General features: G+C 36.7%; 15 protein-coding genes. 6 read left to right on the plus strand and 9 right to left on the minus strand.

What is annotated here, in order from left to right; genetic code table 11:
- From VKJ25_RS15195 to VKJ25_RS15205, 3 genes are all read right to left on the minus strand, one after another.
- Window positions 1–1,961: Ig-like domain-containing protein (locus VKJ25_RS15195; protein ID WP_324237477.1), on the minus strand; the 1,961-nt coding region annotated here is incomplete at its 3' end.
- Between the two features lie 265 nt (window positions 1,962–2,226).
- Window positions 2,227–2,601, minus strand: coding sequence for a hypothetical protein (locus VKJ25_RS15200; protein ID WP_324237478.1), 375 nt, complete (start codon window positions 2,599–2,601; stop codon window positions 2,227–2,229).
- A 32-nt stretch (window positions 2,602–2,633) separates the two neighbouring features.
- Entirely contained in the window at window positions 2,634–3,965 is a 1,332-nt protein-coding gene (locus VKJ25_RS15205; protein ID WP_324237479.1) for a 16S rRNA (cytosine(967)-C(5))-methyltransferase, read from the minus strand.
- A gap of 411 nt (window positions 3,966–4,376) precedes the next feature.
- Here VKJ25_RS15205 and VKJ25_RS15210 point away from each other — a divergent pair, with 411 nt between their 5' ends.
- On the plus strand, window positions 4,377–5,747 hold the full coding sequence (locus VKJ25_RS15210; protein ID WP_324237480.1) for a PQQ-dependent sugar dehydrogenase: 1,371 nt from the start codon (window positions 4,377–4,379) through the stop codon (window positions 5,745–5,747).
- A 1,108-nt stretch (window positions 5,748–6,855) separates the two neighbouring features.
- Here VKJ25_RS15210 and VKJ25_RS15215 read toward each other — a convergent pair.
- From VKJ25_RS15215 to VKJ25_RS15235, 5 genes are all read right to left on the minus strand, one after another.
- Window positions 6,856–7,416 carry a RidA family protein gene (locus VKJ25_RS15215; protein WP_324237481.1) on the minus strand — a complete coding sequence of 187 codons (561 nt, stop codon included), beginning with the start codon at window positions 7,414–7,416 and terminating at the stop codon, window positions 6,856–6,858.
- A 305-nt stretch (window positions 7,417–7,721) separates the two neighbouring features.
- A complete protein-coding gene (locus VKJ25_RS15220; protein ID WP_324237482.1) occupies window positions 7,722–9,299 on the minus strand; it encodes a flavin monoamine oxidase family protein in 1,578 nt (525 codons plus the stop codon).
- A gap of 645 nt (window positions 9,300–9,944) precedes the next feature.
- Window positions 9,945–11,657, minus strand: coding sequence for a sodium:solute symporter family protein (locus tag VKJ25_RS15225; protein WP_324237483.1), 1,713 nt, complete (start codon window positions 11,655–11,657; stop codon window positions 9,945–9,947).
- Window positions 11,658–12,493: 836 nt separating this feature from the next.
- Entirely contained in the window at window positions 12,494–14,185 is a 1,692-nt protein-coding gene (locus VKJ25_RS15230; protein ID WP_324237484.1) for a sodium:solute symporter family protein, read from the minus strand.
- Complete coding sequence (locus VKJ25_RS15235) at window positions 14,186–14,473, minus strand: DUF4212 domain-containing protein (protein WP_324237485.1); 288 nt, start codon at window positions 14,471–14,473, stop codon at window positions 14,186–14,188.
- Window positions 14,474–15,284: 811 nt separating this feature from the next.
- Between VKJ25_RS15235 and VKJ25_RS15240 the strand changes: the two genes are divergently transcribed.
- The gene (locus tag VKJ25_RS15240) at window positions 15,285–15,704 is read left to right on the plus strand and encodes a peptide chain release factor 1 (RefSeq protein WP_324237486.1); all 420 of its coding nucleotides are present in this window, start codon (window positions 15,285–15,287) and stop codon (window positions 15,702–15,704) included.
- A gap of 402 nt (window positions 15,705–16,106) precedes the next feature.
- Here the strand turns inward: VKJ25_RS15240 and VKJ25_RS15245 are convergent, their stop codons facing one another.
- A complete protein-coding gene (locus VKJ25_RS15245; RefSeq protein WP_324237487.1) occupies window positions 16,107–17,744 on the minus strand; it encodes a DUF655 domain-containing protein in 1,638 nt (545 codons plus the stop codon).
- 556 nt (window positions 17,745–18,300) lie between these two features.
- Here VKJ25_RS15245 and VKJ25_RS15250 point away from each other — a divergent pair.
- The 4 genes from VKJ25_RS15250 to VKJ25_RS15265 all read left to right on the plus strand — a co-directional run.
- Window positions 18,301–18,699 (plus strand): DUF7682 family zinc-binding protein, encoded by a 399-nt coding sequence (locus VKJ25_RS15250; protein ID WP_324237488.1) that lies wholly within the window; start codon window positions 18,301–18,303, stop codon window positions 18,697–18,699.
- 414 nt (window positions 18,700–19,113) lie between these two features.
- Window positions 19,114–20,319 (plus strand): cysteine desulfurase family protein, encoded by a 1,206-nt coding sequence (locus tag VKJ25_RS15255; protein ID WP_324237489.1) that lies wholly within the window; start codon window positions 19,114–19,116, stop codon window positions 20,317–20,319.
- A gap of 723 nt (window positions 20,320–21,042) precedes the next feature.
- Window positions 21,043–21,885, plus strand: a complete 843-nt coding sequence (locus VKJ25_RS15260; protein ID WP_324237490.1) for a prohibitin family protein — start codon at window positions 21,043–21,045, stop codon at window positions 21,883–21,885.
- A 262-nt stretch (window positions 21,886–22,147) separates the two neighbouring features.
- On the plus strand, window positions 22,148–23,310 hold a 1,163-nt coding region (locus tag VKJ25_RS15265; protein WP_324237491.1), incomplete at its 3' end, for a DNA cytosine methyltransferase.

Consider the following 23,310-nt stretch of genomic DNA (forward strand, 5'->3'; position numbering starts at 1 on the left):
TCATTTCCTGCCAAGGTGTCATCACCTGCTAAACCTGCAAGAGTATCATCGCCATCACCACCATCAAAATTATCATTAAACTCACCGCCTTCTACAGAAGCATTACCTGTAACATCCTCAATATTGACTGTAACAGTGGCAGTAGCTTCCTCACTACCATCAGTAACAGTATATTCAAAAGTGTCAGTACCTGTACCAGACACTGCTGTGTATTGAACCTGAGTACCCAAATTTTTCAAAATACCATGCTCATGATTGCTCAGAGTATTAACTGATAGTTCATCTCCATCAACATCGCTGTCATTTGCTAACAAATCAATTGTTAGCACATTCCCTAAATTAGTAAACACTGGTCCATCATTCCTAGCAACAGGAGGTTCATTGACAGGAGTAATATCAAAACTGATGAACTGGGTGGCGGTATGATTTTCATCGTTGACAGTATAGGAAAAAGTACCAGCATCCCCATTAGCATTTTTCACAGGAACGAATCTGAGGTGGGTGAGTTGATCTGTGGTTAGTTGTTGACTTATAGCAACAGCGGTATTATTTCGCGAGTATATTATTTTTCCTAGTTCAGGATCGGGAATACTCTTAACAGTAATTGTGAGCTTATCTCCATCAGGATCGGTAGGAACAGGAATGTCTAACCTAATAGTCGTATCCTCATATAAGGCAATAGTTTTATCTTCTTCTACTTCTGGTGGTCTACTGAAAGGAATCACTTCTACAGTAATAACATCTGAAATAGTAGCTATCTCACTATTAGCTGTTTCAGTTGAAGTTGCTGTCACAGTTAAATCAAAAGTTAATATCTCTGTTTGTTCTGCTGTAGAAGGAATCAGAGTTAAACCATCTAATTCTTCTACAGTTAATACCCAACTACCATCATCTTGAACTGTTCCGTTAGAAAGAGTTGCTCCATCTGGTACACCAGAAATATTAATAGATAAAGTTTCGGAGTTATCAGTATCTACTAAACTAGAAGTAATACCTAGTGAAATGTCTTCATCTTGTTTGCCAGAAACAGAATTATTCGATATTTCTAAGTTAGGAGTATCAGCAACAGGAGTAACATTAATAGTCACGTTCGCTGTACTGGTTGATCCTGATGTGTCAGTTACAGTATAGGTAAAAGTTTCTGTACCACTGAAATTTTCATCAGGTGTGTAAATGAAACTATCATCTGTTTCTAATAAAGTTCCATTGTTGGTATTGTCCACAAAATCGGTAATTGTCAGTTTATCCCTATCTAGGTCTGTATCATTTGCCAACAACTTACGTTTATTAATGCCGATCGCCGTATCTTCGTTAGTTTCAACTTCATCATTATTTGCTACAGGACGACTATTGAGAGAAGAAAGAGAAATATCCCTAGCCTCTACTTCAACCCTTTCATCAATAATCCTCACTATATCATTCTCTTGCTGCAACCGTCTCACATCCTCCGAACTCAAAACATCACCGCGAACCAACGCTGCAAACCACTCACCCTCATCTCCTGGAGTATCTATTCTATTCAACTCCCAGTCAACTAAATGTCCGAACTCCTCTACCAATACATTCGCAACTTTCAGAGAACCCTGATTAATTAAACTATCCGCCAAATAAACCTCACCAGTCAGAGACTCAAACCCACCCGCAGCACCATTCATTTGTTCTACTGATACAACATTGATCGGCGGTAAGTCCTCACCCCTTACCAATGATTCAATAATTGTTCGTCCCAAATCAACATTAGCAGACTCGCTAAAGACAGTTAACATATCCGTCTCAAAAGTTGCAGAGTCAGCAAAGTCAGCTAAATTATGCTGAACTTCAATCAACGCCTTTTTAATTATCCCCACTGCCATCAGTGGTTCTACTTCTACCTGCCCCTGAAAAAATATAGATGGGACAGCATTGACTTGTTCTTGCCCAAAAGTGGACATTATATTGAGCAATTCGATGTTATCTGTCACGGTTGTCCCTCCAGTAGATTGATATTTTGGAAATTGTTGCCAGTCATGCTACCACAATATAGGGCACATTGCTATATTTACACATTATTTTTTGTACGCCTTTTCTAGACAACACTTTAAGGTGGACACTGTAAATACCTAAGCGCTCATTGCTATAGATTAACTTACTTAGAAACCGGGTTGGTTTGGAATGTCACACCATACTAACGTCTACTTCCCACAAACCCGGTTTCTCATAACACTTCTATTGCCAACGGATTTGATATTAGACAGAATCAGGATCGATCCCTAACTCTTTTAGTTTAGCAGCTAGACGTTCAGCACGTTGCTGTTGTTCTTCAGCACGTTGATGTTGTTGTTCGCCAAAGTCTAATACCAAGTTTCCTTGCTGGTCATAAAATCGTAACCATACTGCCGACTCATCTCGAATAGTTCCTTCCCAAGTACCTAACCATAACCCTAATTTATCGCACCACAACCATCCCTTATCATTTGGCTGTAACTCCTGATATTGATAATTTTTCAGATGCCATCCCTGTAATGATTTCGGGTCAAATGGATTAAAAATAAAATAATTTGTCGATAAATTTGGTCCTATTGAAATTCCTGAAAAAATACGCCAATAATTAGGAATTAACAATCAAACTAAGTTATCCTTAAAAATTGAAAATGCTAAATAATTTTCCTTCTTAATTTCACCATAAAAAATCCATCCATTTGTTCTCTATGAGGCCAAATTTTTATCCATCCTTCCGCACAAGATGAAACCATAAAGTCAACGTTTGGCTTTTCAATTTCCCACTCAGAATTATTAGTCAAAAATTCTTCAATAATTTCCTCGTTTTCTAAAGGATAAATTGTGCAAGTTGCATATACTAAAACACCTCCTGGCTTCACCCATTTAGCCGCAGTTTCTAACAATTCACTCTGAAGTTTTGCTAATTCTTGAATATTCTCTAAAGTTTGTCTCCACCTCGCATCTGCCCGACGGTGTAATGTTCCTAAACCAGAACAAGGTACGTCTAATAAAACTCGGTCTGCCTGATTAATAAATTGTGGTAAATTTCGACTATCACCTGTAGAAATAGAAATAGAATTTAACTGCAATCTTTCGGCATTTTGCTCTAACTTTTTCAGTCGAGAAGCAGTTTTATCAATACCAAAAACTTTACCATTATCTCCCATTAATTCTGCTATATGAGTTGTCTTGCCTCCAGGAGCAGCACAAGCATCAATTATTATTTCTCCTGGTTGAGGATTTAATAAATAACTAACTAATTGAGCGCTACTATCTTGAATTGACCACCAACCTTGGTTATAACCTGGTAATTTTTGTATTTGTCCGATGGCTCCAGTTAATCTTAATGCTTGGGGAAGTTGGGAAATTCTGCTAACTGAAATACCTGTATTTTTCAGAGCTGTTTCTACTTCTTCTAAAGAGGTTTTGAGGGGATTAATTCTTAAATCAATACTTGGAGATTTATTGAACCAAGCACATAATTTTTCAGCTTCATTTAAACCTAATTTTTCTATCCAATATGCAATTATCCAGTCAGGAAAACTATAGGATATTCCTAATTTTTTCACTGGATTTTTAGGTAGATTTATTGTCAAGTCGCGCCGAATATATTCTCGGAGTAAACCATTAACAAAACCAGCTAATTTAGCAAACTTATTTTGTTTAGCTAACTCAACCGTTGTATCAACTGCTGCCGATTCTGGAATTTGTTCTAAATAAGATAATTGATATAAACCAATATGGAGAATTAGGCGTAAATCTGGGTGTTGTTGATGAGACTTCTTTTTAGCTAATTCGTCGATAATAGCATCAAGCGATCGCTGTCTTCTGACACAACCATAAACTAATTCTGTAACTAATCGACGGTTAGCATCAATTAAGTCATTTTTTCTGAGATATTTATCTAAAGCAAAATCAGCAAAAGCTTGTTTTCGATATATTTCTTGGAGGATGATTAAAGTTAATTGACGTGGGTTATTATTCACTGAAATTAATTCGCAAAAATCTAGGTTTTTTTATATTTTGACGATAATTATAGCATGATTTGGAGTTATATCAAATGCGGTAGGATGCGGTGTAAAAAGAATGTGGAAAAGGAGTGAAGTGTCGAGAGTATAGGGAGATTTGGTAATGATTGAAAATAGAACATTTTTTTCTACCGACCTAACCGGATAGTTACTATGTCGAAGTCATTGCGACGGTCACTTCGTGGAAGGAAGCAATCTCTTAAAACCTTGAGATTGCTTGCTATCGTCGATAGGGGCAAATGTTCAATTGGATTCTTTTTTTTAAGAGAAAATATAACAATTTATTTGGGTGAGGAAAAAACCCAAAGAACCAGCTAAAAATTAACAACCTGAAAATTGCTATAATGAATAAAAAAATCAGGATAAATTATGATGAATTTTAAATTGACTAATCAAACAAAAAATACCACTAAATTAAATTATCGAGTGTTGATTGAACCTATAAAATTATTTTATAAAACCAAACAAAAACCACTTGATATTCTCTATTGTTTGATCACAAAAACAAGCAGAATATTATTCCGCAGTGCCATGGCGATCGCTCTCTTAGGAACTGTAAGTTGTGTCACCAAAGTTGAACTTGAATCTTCCAGTGTTGCTCAGGAGAAAAACAAACCCACTGTAAATTCAACTGTAAATTCATCCGTCTCCAATACTGAAAATATCGCCTCCACTTCAGGTTATCAAAAAATAACTGTAGTCGAAAATCTCGAACATCCCTGGGGTATGGCCTGGTTGCCCGATGGAGCAATCCTCATTACCGAAAGACCAGGGCGGTTGCGTATTGTTCGTAATGGGATTTTAGACCCCACTCCCATTGCCGGAGTTCCTCCAGTTTTTGCAGTCAGTCAAGGTGGTTTATTAGATATCTCAGTTCACCCACGCTTTGCAGAAAATCGTTGGATATATTTAACCTATTCCCACGGCGATCACTCCGCCAACCGCACTCGCATTGCCCGCGCTCGACTGGAGAATAATACTCTGGGAAATTTAAAGGTAATCTTTGAAGTTTCCCAAACCAAACCAGGGGCACAACATTTTGGATCGCGGATGGTTTGGTTGCCAGACGGAACTCTGGTGGCAAACATTGGTGATGGTGGCAACCCACCTATTGAGTTTAATGGTGAATTTATCCGCCAACAAGCTCAAAACCGCAATAGTCACTTGGGGAAAACAATCAGATTAAATGACGATGGTTCCATACCTGCCAATAATCCTTTTGCTAACGCTACAGATGCCAAACCTGCTGTCTGGAGTTATGGTCATCGCAATATTCAGGGAATGACATTAGATCCGACAAAAAATAGAATCTGGGCAACTGAACATGGTTCCAGAGGTGGTGACGAACTAAATTTAATTGAAGCCGGCGAAAACTATGGTTGGCCTGTAGTTACCCACAGTCGAGAATATTCGGGAGGACTCATTTCCCCCGAAACATCTCGCCCTGGTTTGATAGACCCCAAAGTGATCTGGACTCCTTCCATAGCTCCCTCTGGTTTAGCTTTTTATAACGGCGATCGCTTTCCCCAATGGCGAGGAAATTTGTTTGCAGGTGGGTTAGTTTCCCAAGATGTTCGTCGCATTGAGTTAGATGCAGCAGGTAATGTTATCGGTCAACATTCTATTCCGGTTGGTCAGAGAGTTCGGGATGTGCGACAAGGACCTGATGGACTATTGTATATTCTCACTGATCGAACAAACGGACAGTTAATTAGGTTGGAACCATCAGGTAATGAATAACGAATAATTACAGGATTTACGCAGCGACCCTAGATATAGTGCTTAAAACTATTGCACAATCGTTTTTTAACTCTATATATAGTACCTTTGCGTAAGTCCTGAATTATAGCGCTGTGCGCAGGGAACACTTAACTGGGAATGGGGAACAGGGAGAATAAATTGCTTATAATATAAGGTTTTGAGCGGCTTGGACACCTCCTACAATTTGTAAATATACCAGCGCACATTGCTATTATAATTAATAATGAATATAGGACTTACGCAAAATCTCAATTTTTACACCACCTGTAGGGGCGTTTCATGTCGCGGAGCGCGATACGGCAGTTCGCCCCTACTAAGGATAGTGGTTCTGCGTAAGTCCTGTGAATATAGGACTAAAGCCATGAGGTAGGAAAAACAGGGGTTTGAGATTGCTTCCCGACCGTCGTATCGGACGAAAATACGTTGCAGTTGCGTAAATTTTATTTTCAATTTCTGGAGTTGGGGGAATATTTTCTAATTCTTCAGGACTAAAGCCACGCGAACCCAGAAACCCGGTACGAGCGTAGATTATTACTGTTCAAAACAACGATTTATCCTAGAAAACGGGTTCCTCCCTTGTAAGTCCTGGTCTTGAATAGTGATTTGTACAGGACTTACGCAGAAACTGGGTCGATCAACAAAATCTCGTGATTTGAACTGAACCCAGAAACCGGGTTCCTCCCTTGTAAGTCCTATTGTAATTTGTCTCTAGGGATTTCTAATTGATAGCGATCGCTTTGGGAAGAAAAACCTAACCCCCCAACCCCCTTCCCTGCGAGGGAAGGGGGAGAAAGAAATAATATCAAATCTGCTTAATTGCACATAAAATATGATATATGTTTGTAATTTAAGAAATTACTTCAATCCCCCATCTCCCCATCTCCCCATCACCCCATCCCCTCCAACTATATAATAAGTATTCAACCGGATTTGATATAATACCATCAGAAACCGGGTTTGTTTTAAATCCCCCACTGTATAACATCTAGCTCTCACAAACCTGGTTTCTTATATTACTCCGATTTATCGGGAACCGTAGCTAGCGGATTTGATATTAGAAGGAATTAAATATTAACTCAAATGGGTTTTATAGTCGTGTTGCTATAACTTCAATTTCTACCAACCAACCAGGATTAGCTAATCCAGCAACCTGCATAACAGAGCGAGCTGGTAATTTTGGTTGTTCCTCAGTTCCAAAAAATTGTGTGTATCCCTTCATAAATCCCCTAAAATCAAGGCGTCTGTCTAGTGCCGGATCGCCAACCAAAAAGACCTGCATTTTCACCACATCTCCTAGAGTTAAGTCTAAATCCTCTAGGATATTCTGAATGCGTTTGAGAACTTCAACAGTTTGAGTTTCAGTATCTCCGAAGGCAGCTATTGTCGTTTTATCAGCTTGATCATTTACAATAGGAGGAACTTGACCACTCAGATAAACCTGTTTAGCACTAGAAGGAACTTCTACAGCTCTGGCGATCGGAAAACTAGAACCAGGAATGGGATGTCGAATAATCACATCGTCTATAGCTTGGGTTCTAGACAAAGTTAGTAAAGGTAAAATAACAGCTAAAAAAACAATGATAGCTTTAGACCAAAGTTTTCTCATGTCAAACTGACCAAGTGTAGATAGTATTGTATTTTTCTTCATTTTCATTATTTATACCTATCAGGACTTACGCAGATGAACCCAGAAACCCGGTTTCTCCTAGACTTCATATTGCTTAAAACAACGATTTATCCTAGAAGCCGGGTTCCTCCCGTGTAAGTCCTACCTATTTAGGATTGCTATATTGAACAATATCTATTGTTACATAATGTTTGGAGAATACAGCACTTGCCGTTACCTGTAATATCAAATCCAATAAAAAACCAGAGAAACCGGGTTTTTCGGATAAATCGTTGTTTTTAACAATCAACATTGACAAAAAAATCGGTTTCTAGGTTTACATGGCTTTAGTCCTGAGTAATATCATTAACAATTTTATGGGCTGACAAAATAGCTCCCTCCTGCCATCCAGTTAAATAACTCAGATGTTCTCCAGCAAAGTAGACATTTCGATCAGGTTGATTCAAAACTAAATAGGCTTTTTTCCTGCTATCTTCCTGCCAGCTCATCCAACCTCCTTCGCTGTAGGGGACTTTTCCCCAAGCTATGGAACAACCATTTGCTACAGATATTTCCTGATTATAACCTGGGTGAATCTTTTTCCCTTCTAAAATAGCTAAGGATAGTCGTTGATTAGATGTCATCTGTTCCCAACGTTTGGAAATATCATTATTCCAAATGTAAGCACCAACAATAATCCCTTGAGAACTATGAAAATTGGTCGATGGATACCAAATTTGAATAATATCTCCCTCTGTCCATGAAATACCACCGTAGATATTATCGTCTTCTTCCCAAAATCGACGATTGCTCTGAAATCCTACTTTAACTGCGCGGTTATAGGAGGAGCCTCCTTCTGCAATCGCAGCTTGATGTTCTGCTGAAAAATCAGCTTTAATATTTTTCAATACAGAGAGAGGAATAGTACAAATTGCCAAATTACCATCAACAGACTGATATTGATTACTTTGGCGATCGCGATATATGACTTGCACTGCATGAGCTTTCTGTCTAATTTCAGTAACTTCAGCGTTATAGCGAATCAGTCTACCCACTCTCTGCTCAAAAGCTTTTGCTATGGCATCCATTCCACCTACTGGTTGCAGCATGGTAGCAGCTTGTTGATAACTTTCACCAAAGTGCATTTTGTTTTGCCAGAAACCAGAGTCTAGTAATTCAGATAATGCTAAAGGCTGGTGTTTGACACCATTGTTTAGTCCTGCACCAGGAGGAATTTCATATCCAGCTCTACGAGAACCTACATATTCCCCTTTTGAGTTTAAATCACCAAATCGTCTGACAAATTCTAACAGACGTTCTTGCTCTTCTGGAGATACATCTTGATCCAAGCCATTAATACCAATAGTTTTAGTTAGTAACTCAGCAATGTAGCCTCTGCTATCATTTATGACACGTCGGTTATTGACGGGATACCCTCCAAAAGCTCGATCATCCTGAAAGTAGGCTGCCCGATTTTCATTGACTATCACCTCCAGTGGTACGCCAAACTCTTTGCAGTAGCCCAACAAATTTTTGTGATGGTGAGGTATACGAGCAGGCCCTACATTGAAATAGAGAGATTTATTATTATCGAATGGGCATTTTTCTAACCGTTGACTTTGGCCGTGAACTTCATTAATGATATCATTATGGCGCAAAGTCCAACAACGACCACCAGCTCGATTCCGAGCTTCTAACAAAGTACATTCATATCCAGCTTTTGTCAACTCATAGGCAGCGGTCATCCCAGAAATTCCAGCTCCCAAAATGATCACTTTAATTCCAGTACCGGTTTTAGCAACAAGTTTAGGTCGATTGGTTGTTTGAGCATTAGTCGTTCTCCAACCCATGGCATGGAGAGACATCAGAACTGCGGTTGTTCCACCAGCTCGACTTAATAAGTTAAATAGTGTCCGTCGTTTCATTAGTTAATTTGATTAGTTTTTGATCGGATGTTTCTATGTAACCATTCATAGGACTTACGCAGCGCTCCTACATATAGTGCTTCAAACCCCATACGCAATAGTTTTTTAACTATACATATACAGCACTTACGCATGAATGCTATTAGTAGGTTACGTTAACGTCAGTTTAACGCACCGATACGCTATATATAGTCCCTTTGCGTAAGTCCTGATTCAGCTATTAGCTATCAGCTCTCAGAACTACCAAGGGTTGAAATCCTTGGCTCATAGTTCAAGTCATTTGAAAGATGACTATAATGTTATCAGGACTTACGCGAAATATCAAACCATGCACCATCTGATGAGGAAGTGAGGAAAATTGCTGTTGGTTAAGTAAGTAGTGGGAGCATCCTGCTCCCATGTTTAATGTTAAATCTTGTTCCCATGTTTAATGTTAAATCTTGTTCCCATGTTTAATGTTAAATCTTGTTCCCATGTTTCATGTCAAATCTTGTTCCCATGTTTCATGTCAAATCTTGTTCCGATGTTTAATGTCAAATCTTGTTCCCATGTTTCATGTCAAATCTTGTTCTTGTGATAGCATTATTTTTTTCAAATTGCTATGGGTTGGAAACTTCTAAAATGTTAACTTTTGACTTTTATTTTTTAATCTAACTGTTTTCCCCCAATATCGCTAAGTGGAAGAGTTGCAGCCAAAGGGATTCGCAACTCTTCCACCATTTCCTGTATTTCCAATGGTGGAGGAGTGGTCAAGCTAGATATAACTAAAGTCACCACAAAATTCAATAACATTCCTACTGCACCAATACCCTGATCGGAGATGCCAAAAAACCATGTTGGCATTCCATAGAATCTGATACCAATAATATAGATAGTTGTAAACACTAAACCAACTATCATACCACTGACCGCTCCTTCCCGGTTAGTGCGTTTATCAAAAACTCCCAAAATAATTGCGGGGAAAAAAGTACCAGCAGCAACACCAACTCCCAAAGTTGCTATTTCAATTACAAAACCGGGAGGATTGATGCCGAAATAACCAGCAAAGGCGATCGCTAAAATTATCATTATTCTACCTACTATTAATCTTTGTGATTCTGATGCTTTTGGGTTTATTAGGCAGTAATAAACATCGTGAGCAATAGCACTAGAAATTACTAATAACAAACCGGATGCAGTAGATAAAGCAGCAGCTAATCCTCCTGTTGCCACTAATGCAATGAGCCAAGGAGAAAGTTTAGCTACTTCTGGCGTTGAGAGACTGATAATATCTGGATCGAGAATGATTTCATTAGTCTCTGTATCTGGAGTTAACTGCAAATAACCATCATTATTTTTATCTGTAAATTCTAATAAACCTGTATTTTGCCACTTTCTTGCCCAGTCTAACTGTTGCACTTCCTCTACAGTTTTGTTGTGTAAATTATCAATTAAGTTGTATCGTGCAGTAGCAGCTAAAGCAGGAATAGTTGTGGAAAAAATGGCAATGAATAATAATGCCCAAGCTACAGAATATCTGGCTGCTGTCACGTTGGGTACAGTATAGAAACGAACAATAACGTGGGGTAAACTAGCAAGACCAACCATGCCGGAAATAGTGATGAATAAAACATCTAGCATACTTCTTTGGGTGAAAGCAGCAGTATATTCGGGAAAACCTAAATCAACCTGAACTTGATTCAATTTTTCTATGATATCACTAAAAGTAAAAGCGAGTTGTGGGATGGGAATATTTGTGAGAATATTGCAAATAGCAATAACTGGTGCTAAGTAAGCAACAATCAGTATAAAATATTGAACAACTTGAGTCCAAGTAATACCTTTCATTCCTCCGAGGATGGCAAAGAAAGCAACTATAATCATGCCAATGATGACACCAGTTTCAATGGGTACTTGCAAAAACCGACTGAAGACAATACCCACACCACGCATTTGTCCGACAACAAAAGTTATAGAGATAATGAGAACCCCAATAACTGCAATGATGCGAGCAATATTTGAATGGTAGCGATCGCCGATAAAATCTGGCAAAGTATATTTACCGAATTTTCGTAGATATGGAGCTAACAGCAAACCTAAAAGTATATAACCTCCTGTTGCTGCTCCGACATAATAAGAACCATCATAGCCTAAAATTGAAACTGCTCCTGCTAAGGAAATAAATGAAACGGCAGACATAAAATCTGCTGCTGTGGCAGCACCATTAGCAATAGCAGGTACACCTCTATCGGCGACAAAAAAACCTTGACTATCTTGGACTCGCGATCGCCATCCGATGTAAAGGTAAAGCATTAAGGAAATAGTGACGAAGATAAGTGTCCAAGTTTCTGTGGAAGAAGGAAAAAAGAAGAAGGTCATTTCAGTTATCAGTAAACCTCTGACTTTAGCCGGAGAGTTGAAATACTTATAGGACTTACGCATGAGGTAGGAAAAACAGGGTTTTGAGATTGCTTCCCGACCGTCGTATCGGACGAAAATACGTTCCAGTTGGGTAAGTCCTGACTTAGTTAAACATTTTTTCATCCCCTTAAAAGGGAAGACACATACCCTTATTTTTTGGTAAAGGGAATAAATATTTATAGCAGGGAACAGGGAACAGTTGGAAAAGTCTTTCTGAGTCTAAGATTCATCATCAGTCCATGTCCTAATCGCCTTGTCCGTTGCTATAACAAAAAGTAGAAGAAATAAGAAGAGTAGGGACGTTCCATGGAACGTCCCTACAATATATTACAGCATATTAAGAAAGAAGGAAGAGGATATATTCGATTAGTAGACTGATACAGCTAAAATGGTGCATTAGGGAATTAGACTTTGTAGGGGCGGGTTTCATTATTAAGTTAACGAGTCTTCACCGATAAGTTGGCTAAACCCGCCTTCCATGATATCACGCACTCAACCCGCCTTCCATGATATAGCCAACTGTTCTAGGGGGCGGGTTTATATAAATCTTGGAGTAACCATGAAAATTATGGCTCAAACCCGCCCCTACGCTTTGCACTATTTTAGGTGAAACAATGCACTACCAATACCGTTCGTGCGTAAGTCCTGTAAATCTTAGAGTAGTATCAAAATTCCTGCATAAACCCGCCCCTACTATTGCACCATTTTAAGCTTGACACGCCACTACTGGACTGTTTCATCTAAAACTATGCATGAGATTTTCTCTCTTGTCTCTCCTGTCTTCCTTGTTAAAATTAGTCTAACTGTTCTTCCCCAATATCACTAATGGGAGCAGGTACAGCTATAGGCGATCGCAAATCTTCTACCATCTGTTGTATTTCTAATGGTGGAGGAGCTGTGACTCTGGAAACTACTAAAGTCACCACAAAATTCAGCACCATACCCAGAGTACCAATACCTTCAGCAGAAACGTTGAAAAACCATGTTGGCATTCCAGCAAATTTGACACCTATGATATAGATAGTAGTAAACAATAAACCCACTACCATACCAGCGATCGCTCCTTCCCGGTTAGTCCGTTTATCAAAAACACCTAAAATAATTGCCGGGAAAAAACTAGCAGCAGCTAGACCAAAAGCAAATGCTACCACCTGACCAACAAACCCTGGTGGGTTAACCCCGAAGTAACCAGCAATAGCAATAGCAAACCCTACCATGATCCGCCCTACCATTAACCTGCGCGACTCCGATGCTCCCGGATCGATCATTCGATAGTAAACATCATGGGCAATAGAACTAGAAATTACTAACAACAAACCGGATGCTGTAGACAAAGCAGCAGCTAATCCTCCTGCTGCCACTAAAGCAATAACCCAAGGAGCAAGTTTAGCTACTTCTGGAGTAGACAAAACAATAATATCCCGGTCAATTCTAATTTCATTAGTCTCTTTGTCTGGGGTTAATTGAAACCTACCATCATTATTTTTATCGGTAAATTCTAACAAACCAGTATTTTCCCACTTTTTCGCCCATTCTAAATCTTGTACTTCTTCCACAGTTTTGTTGTGTAAAGTATCAATTAAGTTATATCGAGCAAAAGTAGCTAAGGCAGGAGCAGTTGTATACAAAATAGCAATAAACAATAATGCCCAACCAGCAGAATATCTGGCTGCTCTTACATCTGGCACTGTGTAGAAGCGCACAATAACGTGAGGTAAACCAGCAGTTCCTACCATCAACGCAATAGTGATAAACAAAACATCCAGCATACTTTTGTTACTAAAAGCTGCCGTATATTCAGGAAAACCTAAGTCTACCTGAATCTGATTTAGTTTTTCCACAATATCACTAAAGGTAAAGGCAAATTGAGGAATAGGAATGTCTGTCAACAATCCAGCAATGGCAATAGCTGGAATCAGATAAGCAACAATAAGTACGGAATATTGAGCGACCTGAGTCCAAGTGATGCCTTTCATTCCACCTAAGACGGCAAAGAAGCCAACTATAATCATACCGATGACAACACCTGTGCCAATGGGAACTTGCAAAAAGCGACTGAAGACGATACCCACACCCCGCATTTGCCCAGCAACATAAGTCATAGATACAAAGATAGCAGCAATAACTGCTACAATCCGGGCAATATTCGAGTAATAGCGATCGCCTACGAAGTCAGGTACTGTATATTTGCCGAACTTCCGTAGGTATGGAGCTAGTAGCAATGCTAATAGTACATAACCACCAGTCCATCCCATGAGATAGATGGAACCATCGTAACCCAAAAAAGAAATTAACCCGGCCATAGAAATAAATGAGGCAGCAGACATCCAGTCCGCACCAGTTGCAGCACCATTCGCAATAGCAGGTACACCTTGGTCAGCAACAAAAAAGCCTTTACTATCTTTGACTCGTGAGGTCCATCCAATGTACAGATAACCCATGAAGGAAACACTCACGAAAATAAATGTCCATACTTCTGCAGCCATTTAGTCTCTCCTTTCTGTATTAGATTGTTGATTGATTTTGTCCATATTGTATTTTTTGTCAAGTTTATCCATTTGAATGGCATAAGTAAAAATTAGGATGACAAACACATAGATTGAACCTTGTTGTGCCATCCAAAAACCTAAAGGAACACCAAAGAATTGAATAGTGTTTAAAGGTTTGACTAATAAAATGCTAAAAACAATAGAAACTAAAGCCCAAACTATTAGCAAGTTTCTGATTAATGCTGTATTAGCACGCCAGTATGCTCGACGTTGTTCTTCGTTCATTTTTTAAGTTTTTGATGAAGACGATAGGTATTTTTATCAGATTTTTTATCTCAAATCTGATTAATTTAGGGATTACGCAAAAAACTGGGTTTTTCTAAGAAATCTTATGTTTGAACAATAGATATATAGGAAAAACCCGGTTTCTAGATTGGGTGTGCGTAAGTCCTATAATTTTTAGATAGTATGGCCTTTTAACCTAAAAATAAGTGGTTTGGCCGATTCCAAGTATATTATTAAAGCATTATTTGGTTTTTATAAAAAATGTAATATTAGTTATTATTTCTGTAGGTTTTGTATTGTTATGCAAACCAACCAAGAAATTAATAAACCTGGTTTCTTTGTAAATCTTAAAAATATTAATCTAGGAGTTTAGAATATTTTAAATATCTTACCTATTCCCAAAAAGTGGCAAAGTTTTTGATATGAACAAAATAGGATTGCAGTATAAAATTATAACTGATTACTCGGTATAACTTAACACGTAAGCATTCAGCTTTTGAAAGCAATAATTGACTAAGTTAGATAGCTATAGCCATAAGAAATCATTCGTGATCAAAAACAAAACTGTAGGGGTTTGGTCTCCTTTCCCCAAATGCCAAGGGATTTGGAGACCAAACCCCGCATTTATAAATATTACAACCTATTGAGAATTGCTATACCTTTTTCTTTCCTGGGGAATGTTAAACAAACAAACATAATTTTGAATTACTTTTCTGAGGTAATAAGTTAGTAATTTCTAGCTGATAGCTTATTACTGAATACTTAACCTTAAAACTTATCTAATTTTTCTAATTTCTCAAGTTATAAACTAATGAATAATATTTGGCAAATTTTAAAAAAATTACCTTGGCAAGAACTATCTTTAGTAAGTTTAATAGCTACTTTAACAGTAGTAACTTCAGAAATATTATTAATTTTCAGTCTCACTCATTTTTTGGCAATTCTGAAATCATTTAATATATTATTTTCATCTCCATTTTTTGGAGTTTTAATACCTATAGGAGTAGCAGTAGGAATGGGAGCATTAGCAGTTTGTTTATTAGAATGGTGGCAAAAACAATATTTGCTAAATAATTCTAGTCTTTGGGCATTAGTTTTATGCTTATTTATTGGTTTATTATTAAAATCTTTCCTCCCTTTTCCTTCCGTATTACTAAGTGCATCTAGAGCTTCATTAATCAGTTTGGCTATAGGAGTTTTCTGGAAAGGGCGACCTTATTGGCGACGATGAGTGTGAGAAGGGTGGTTCGTGTGGGAGGAATAATTATTCCTTAATTTTTCTATCTTATAGTTATGTAAAATCATAATTTTTTGAACCATTACCACATAAAAAATTGCGCTTTTTCACACCTGAAAAGTAGTGAAATATTTATCTATAAATACTTTTATATTTAATCAGTAAGCCCTATTTAGTTGCACTTTTTTTATCTAAAAATGCAGAAGCTTTTACAGCAAATTCCAAGTATATGAAGTACAAATATTAATAATTAAATTTTTCCAGTTTAGACATCTTACCTCCGTGGGTGTACCTGACTAATATCATGTCTGCATAATCATTTATAAAAAAAACTTTCCCCTTTAAATCTTTCTTTTCCTTTTGCTTTCTGCCCTCTCCCTTCTGCGTTCCTTTAAATTACCAAGTTACCTGATCGCTTAATTTATCTAATATTTTTGGTCCAATTCCAGATACTTGATCTAAGTCCGCTAAAGATGTAAAAGGTTTATTTTTTCTAGCTTGAATAATCCGTTCTGCTAATTTAGGTCCGACGCCAGGTAGTGTTTCTAATTCTTCAGTAGTAGCTGTATTTAGATTAATCTTATTGTTAGTATCTATTACTAAATTTTCAGTTTCTGTTAATCTATCACCACATTCTTTTTCCTGTTTCTCAACTTTTTTCATTAACCAGGATGGTATACCCATAGTTGCGGTTTGATAAAGTCTTTGAAATTCTCGGTCAAAATGAGCTGCTACTGTGGAATTTTCTATTATTAATAAAGTTTCATCATTGTTTTGATTGGCTCCTTTCGTCCAATTGTGAGAACCAGTAATTACTATGGAATTATCAATAATTCCAAATTTGTGATGGAGGCGATCGCCAGGAGGTAAATTAGATACACCTACTGTAGATATTGGTTTTTGCCAAGTCCGATTATCAACTTCATATTTACATTTATTTGCCAGAGCAATTCCCATCATATCTAATCCTTCGCTATAATAACGATAGGCAAAACCAGGATCAATTAAACCTTGAATTAAAACTCCTTGTAAAGATTTTTTTTCTAGGGTATTAACTAATGGTTGTGATGAAAATACAAAGAGGGATAAATTAATAGATTTCTGTGCTTTTTCTAATGTTTGATTGATTAAACCATTTACACTTTTTTCCCAAGGTTGACTATTAGAAATAGGAGAAAATTTTACTTCAACTTTTGTATCACCAACCAATACTTGTCTCGTCGGTCTAAATGGTTTTTTCACACCAAATTTACTATCTAGCTCGCCTCCAGGACCATCCCCCCATAAGAGATTAAATTCTTCTGCGAATAGTTCAGCTAATTCCCAACTTTCTATTTTTAAAAGATTATTAGTATTTCCTCGACTCAAAGGTTCTGAAAAATCCCCATGAATACCACTCGTAGTAAAATTAGCCGAAGTTATAATAACAGTTTTACCATCTACCACCAAAAATTTATGGTGCATCAGACCAGTACCTTTAGAACCATCAGCAGTATCATCAATTAAGGGAACTCCCGCATTACTTAAAATTATTAAAGCATCCCTACTCTTAATTTCATCTTGACTAATTTCACCATCCATGTTAATATCAGCAAGCTGAACAAATTCATTGTAGCGTCCGCGTTCCTGTTCAGACAATTGAGCTACCTGAGATGGACTTAAACTTCCCCAAGGACGATTATAAGTATTTTCAATCACAACTCGCACTTTAACCCCAGCTTGATAACGTTCGGCCAAAATTTGAGCGATCGCTGGTAAACGTAGCTCTTGAACCGCCACATCTACGGTAGAAGTAGCATCAGCAATAGTGTTAACAATTATTTCTTCAAGATTGTCTCCTAGTCGAGTTTGTTGACGTAGAGGTTCAGTATAACTAGAAGCTTGAGATTGATTGAAGTAAGACTGAATTAAAGGGTCTTGTGGGAGTGGAGATACAACAGGAACTAACTGCTCAGATTTATTTAGGCAAGCCGTTAGACTCAAAGACAATAATAAAATGTAGCCAAAACGCAGTTTAATAGAAGAAAATAGCATTGATATTTTTCAATAATTAATAATTAACAATTAATAATTAATAATTTAGGGTTTACTGATTAAATATCAAAGGATTGATGGGAAAAAGTATCAGCTTTTAGATCTTTGAGGTACAGTTCCCGAAAGATTAAAAATTAGCATTTTTTGGCTCACGGGAGGCAAAAAAATAAAGGGACGATTCATCCGAATAACTCCTCTATAACTCGCTCCAACTCTTAATTTCCCCTCCTGGGACGGGTTAGGGGTGGGTTGACTCCCTACTTCCTAAATTAGCAACATCAAGTGATTTAGCTAGAAAGCTCCTGACAAATTACCATTTGTAGTAAGGTAGAGTATAACCGATAGGTTAAATATTTATCAATATTAACTCCAATGAAATTTTAGTATGAGTTAATTTTGAACATTATTCCGCAATGGCCGATAATTTAAAGTTGTCGTTAATTCAAATTTTCTTAAAGTACAGATATTTTCTGTATTGTCCGTTTGCTATGCTATTGAGAAGTAGAAATTACAGTCAGAACTCAGAGAATCTAGCAATAACTAACTTTGCTGTCTTATGCCGAAAAGAAAAAGGACTTTTCCGTGTGGCCATAAAGGATATGGAAGAAAATGCCATCGCTGTGAACAAGAGCAAGTGGTACAGCAAAGAGTTGACGAAAAAATAGCAGAACAACGAGAAAAAAAGTTAGAGTGGGAAGCTTCCTTTGATTTTGATTTGATAGATTTGAAGGGTTTACCAGATTATGTAGTGGTTAAAGCGAGAACAATTATTTCTGGATTAAATAATAATCAAAGCTATCGAGAATTTGGAGGTAAACGACTCCGCCACAATCGTTTTATTGTGAGTATTCCTGTTACCCGAAACTATAGAATGATTTGTCAAGATTATGGGAATTTTGTTGTACCACAAAAGGTAATGTCCCATGAAGATTATAATATTTGTAAACCTAAGTAATAATTAATAATTAACAATTAATTATTACTTCTTCTGAGGAACTAAAATAATTTGTGAGAAAAAACTGTACGGGTTTGGTTTCCAAATCCTTTGACGGGTTTGGATACCAAACCCCTACGGTCAAAATTTAATTAGCAAACCTTAATTATCAAAAAGATAATCACGGAATAATTAACAATTAATAATTAATAATTACTTCTTCTGAGGAACTAAAACAATTTGTGAGAAAAAACTGTAAGGGTTTGGTTTCCAAATCCCTACGTTGAAAATTTAATTAGCAAACCTTAATTATTAAAAAGGTTATCCAGAAAGCTTATTTGGTTTGTATTAACTTAATAGTTGAAGTCTCCTTTTCTGATTACTTTCTCTGTAACTTCCTTAACTACTCCTTGCTCCCTAAAATAAACAAAAAAGATGCAAATCTATTTAGACTATAGCGCTACAACACCAACAAGGCCAGAAGCGATCGCTACTATGCAGCAAGTTTTGACTCAACAATGGGGTAATCCATCTAGTTTACATACATGGGGTCAAAGATCGGCAACTTTAGTGGAAATAGCCAGAATAAAAGTAGCGAATCTCATCAATACAGTGCCAGAATCAATTATTTTTACTTCTGGAGGAACTGAAGCTGATAATATGGCAATAATGGGCGTAACCCGTTGCTATGAAAAACCTCAACATATAATAATTTCTAGTGTGGAACATTCTGCGATTTCGGAACCAGTAAAAATCCTAGAAAACTGGGGTTGGCAAGTGACAAGATTACCTGTTAATCGACAAGGAAGGGTAGACCCCCAACAACTACAAACTGCATTACAATCGAATACAGTCTTAGTCTCCATAATTTATGGTCAAAGTGAAGTTGGCACTCTCCAACCTATTGCAGAATTAGGTAATATTTGTCGTTCTCATGGGGTTTTATTTCATACTGATGCAGTTCAGGTGGTGGGACGTTTACCAGTAGATGTACAAAAATTGCCTGTAGATTTGTTGTCTTTATCTAGTCATAAAATTTATGGTCCTCAAGGTGCAGGGGCGCTTTATTTGAGAAAGGGTGTGGAGTTAGTTCCTTTGTTGGGTGGTGGAGGCCAAGAAATGAAGTTACGTTCTGGTACTCAAGCAGTGGCAGCGATCGCTGGTTTTGGTGTGGCAGCAGAATTAGCTAATGCAGAAATGGCTACAGAAACATCAAGGTTGAGTAGTTTACGCGATCGCTTATTTGCCCAAATGGCAGATCACCCTTATGTAATTTCTACTGGCGATCGCTTATATAGATTACCTCATCATGTTAGTTTTTGTATTGTGTCTCCTGAAGGTGAAGCAGATAATCAGGTGACTGGTAAAACTTTAGTCCGACAATTGAACTTAGCTGGAATTGGTATTAGTGCAGGTTCTGCTTGTCATAGTGGTAAAATAACTCCGAGTCCGATATTACTAGCAATGGGATATTCGGAAGATGCTGCTATTAGAGGTATTCGTTTAACATTGGGAAGGGAAACAACGGAAGTTGATATCGACTGGACGGCGATGGTATTGAAGCAAATTTTAGAAAGATTAATACATTTCAGTTATCAGTTATCAGTTATCAGTAAAGAGGCAATAGGGAATAGGCAATAGAAAGAAATAATCGATGATTTTTGTGCGAGAATTGATTTGATTTTTTATTTATGAAAATGTCTAATTGTGATTAGGTAACATATTAGTTATTAGTAGATATCTTCAGAAAATAGGGAATAGGCAATAGGAAGAAATAATCGATGATTTTTGCGCGAGAATTGATTTGATTTTTTATTTCTGGAAATGTCTAATTGTGATTAGGTAATAGGAAAAATCAAGATCTTGAGAAATTGTATAAGAATTTGGCAATTTTTAATTGCCAATAAATATCTGGAATAGCGAATATAAAAGCCTTTCAATACGAAAAAAGCAATAACTCTGTAGGGAAGTTGCATAACAAAAATGCGAACGTCCCTACCTTGGTAAAAAGACTTTTTTAGTAAACCCTAATTATGATAGAGCAATCCTAAATAGGTTGCGACAAATCAAAAAGTAGATCAAAAACTGATTTATTGGGAACCTTAACTATTACCTGTTCCCACATATCTAGTGTTCCCTGTTCCCTATTTCCAAGAAATTATAAAAACATTGTATAATTTCAGCAGCAACTTTCAACTGGAACTAAAATTAATATAGAAAAATTATCAATGACCAAAAAATAAGGTCTTAAGACTCCTCTTTTAAGAGGATAAAAAAAATAAACTTCAGTATTTCAAGCCTCTTGATTCCAGGAGGAACTGATAACTGAAATGATTTGTAATTTTAAATTTCGGAGTAGATAAATTGAGAGATCAACAACAAAGCTTACAAACATTAATATTAGCAACTGCATTATCTGTAATATTGCTAATTGGTTTCAATTCTTTTGTAATTATTAATCCTGGTCAAGCAGGTGTTTTAAGTATCTTAGGTAAGGCTAGAGATGGAGCTTTATTAGAAGGAATTCATTTTAAACCTCCTCTGATTTCCCAAGTTGATGTATATGATGTGACTGTACAAAAATTTGAAGTTCCTGGTCAAAGTTCCACTAAAGATTTACAAGAATTATCTGCTAGTTTTGCTATTAACTTTCGTTTAGATCCATTGCAAGTAGTTAAAATTAGAAGGGAACAAGGTACTCTCCAAAATTTGGTGGCTAAAGTAATTGCACCACAAACTCAAGAATCTTTTAAAATTGCTGCTGCGAGAAGAACTGTTGAAGAAGCTATTACCAAAAGGGAAGAATTAAAATCAGATTTTGATACTGCTTTAGGTGAGCGGTTGGATAAATATGGCATCATTGTGTTAGATACTAGCGTGATTGATTTAACTTTTTCTCCTGAATTTGCTAGAGCAGTTGAAGATAAACAAATTGCTGAACAAAAAGCACAACGAGCAGTATATATTGCACGAGAAGCAGAGCAAGAAGCTGAGGCAGAAATTAATCGTGCTAAGGGTAAAGCAGAAGCTCAAAAATTATTAGCTGAAACTTTAAAAGCACAAGGTGGTGAGTTGGTTTTACAGAAGGAAGCTATTGAAGCTTGGAGACAAGGTGGTTCTCAAATGCCTAGAGTTTTAATTATGAATGGTGAAAAATCTCAGGGAGTTCCTTTTATTTTCAATCTGAATAATGATGAAAATATGTAGTTAAAAATAAGGAAGAAAGAAGAAGGAAGAAGTTTTTGTTTGTAGTGTGACTCTAGCCCTTAGATTAATATTAGGGCTAGAGTAATATTATGAGCCTAATTATAATTTTTTTTACTGAATTTAAAACTTACAGCGCTTTTCAAATGAATGAACCACATCATCATCACCAAAATCTTGTAGGGACGTTGCATAAGGGCGTCCCTACTGTGGTTTACTGAAATGAAAACCGCTGTAACTAAATAATACTAAACAATAGATAATATTGAATAAAGCCAACCAACTTAAAGCCATAGAATTATTTGCCGGAATAGGTGGTTTTTGTTTAGGAATGAAAGCTGCAAATATTAATACTATTTGGGCTAATGATATTAATGAACTTTGTTGTCAAGTTTATCAGAGTAATTTTGGTAGTAGTTCAATAGTATTAGGTGATATTAATCAAATTAATTTATCAGAAATTCCAGAACACGATATTTTAACTGCTGGTTTTCCCTGTCAACCATTCAGTCAAGCAGGTAAAAAAATGGGGATTAGAGATAAGTTAAGAGGCACAGTTTTTCAACGCATTGTCGAAATAATTCAAGCTAAAAAACCCCAATATTTTTTATTAGAAAATGTCAAAAGAATTCTAACTATGGAAAAGGGGTATCATTTCCGAATAATTTTAAATTCTCTTGCCAGCTTAGATTATTTTATTGAATGGCGAATTATTAATACAATAAATTTTGGTATTCCCCAAAATAGAGATAGAATTTTTATTTTTGGCACTCGCATGATTAAATCAAAACACAAGATGCCTGATTTAGAAAAATTATCTTTATTTTTAACAGATAATGACGTGGAAAGTTTATCCTGCCATGAAAATAGCGATATAGAAAAATCTATGGAATCTATTATTAATGGAAGTAGCAAAAACTATAACTGGGGTATTTCCTATAAAAATAAAATGTATAGTCAACCTTTGCCTTTAATGTTTGACATCAAACCCAGAAAAAAACTTAAAGATATTCTACAAGATGAATCAGAAGTAAATCCACAATTTGATTTTACTGCGGACACTATTGAAAGAATTAAACAAAGTAAAATTGTCAATAGATATTGTAACGGTGTAGAAATATTATATAACCAAGGTGGAGGAGCGCGTTTAGGGTATACAATATTTGGGATTAATGGCGTTACTTCCACATTAACTGCTTCTACTTCTAGACATTATGAAAGATATCAAGTTGGGAATAAATTTCGCCGTTTAACTAATATTGAATATGCTCGTTTAATGGGATTTCCCGATCATTGGTGTCGAGTTGCTAAAATTTACAATCAATATGCTTTATATGGTAATTCAGTTGTACCAGATTGTGTAGAATGGATTTGTCGAAGAATTGGTAAACAAAATTTTAGATTTAAGCATCAAGCTTGGCAACAATT

The organism is Okeania sp. (assembly GCF_035285525.1).
In the GTDB taxonomy this organism is placed as follows: Bacteria; Cyanobacteriota; Cyanobacteriia; order Cyanobacteriales; family Microcoleaceae; genus Trichodesmium.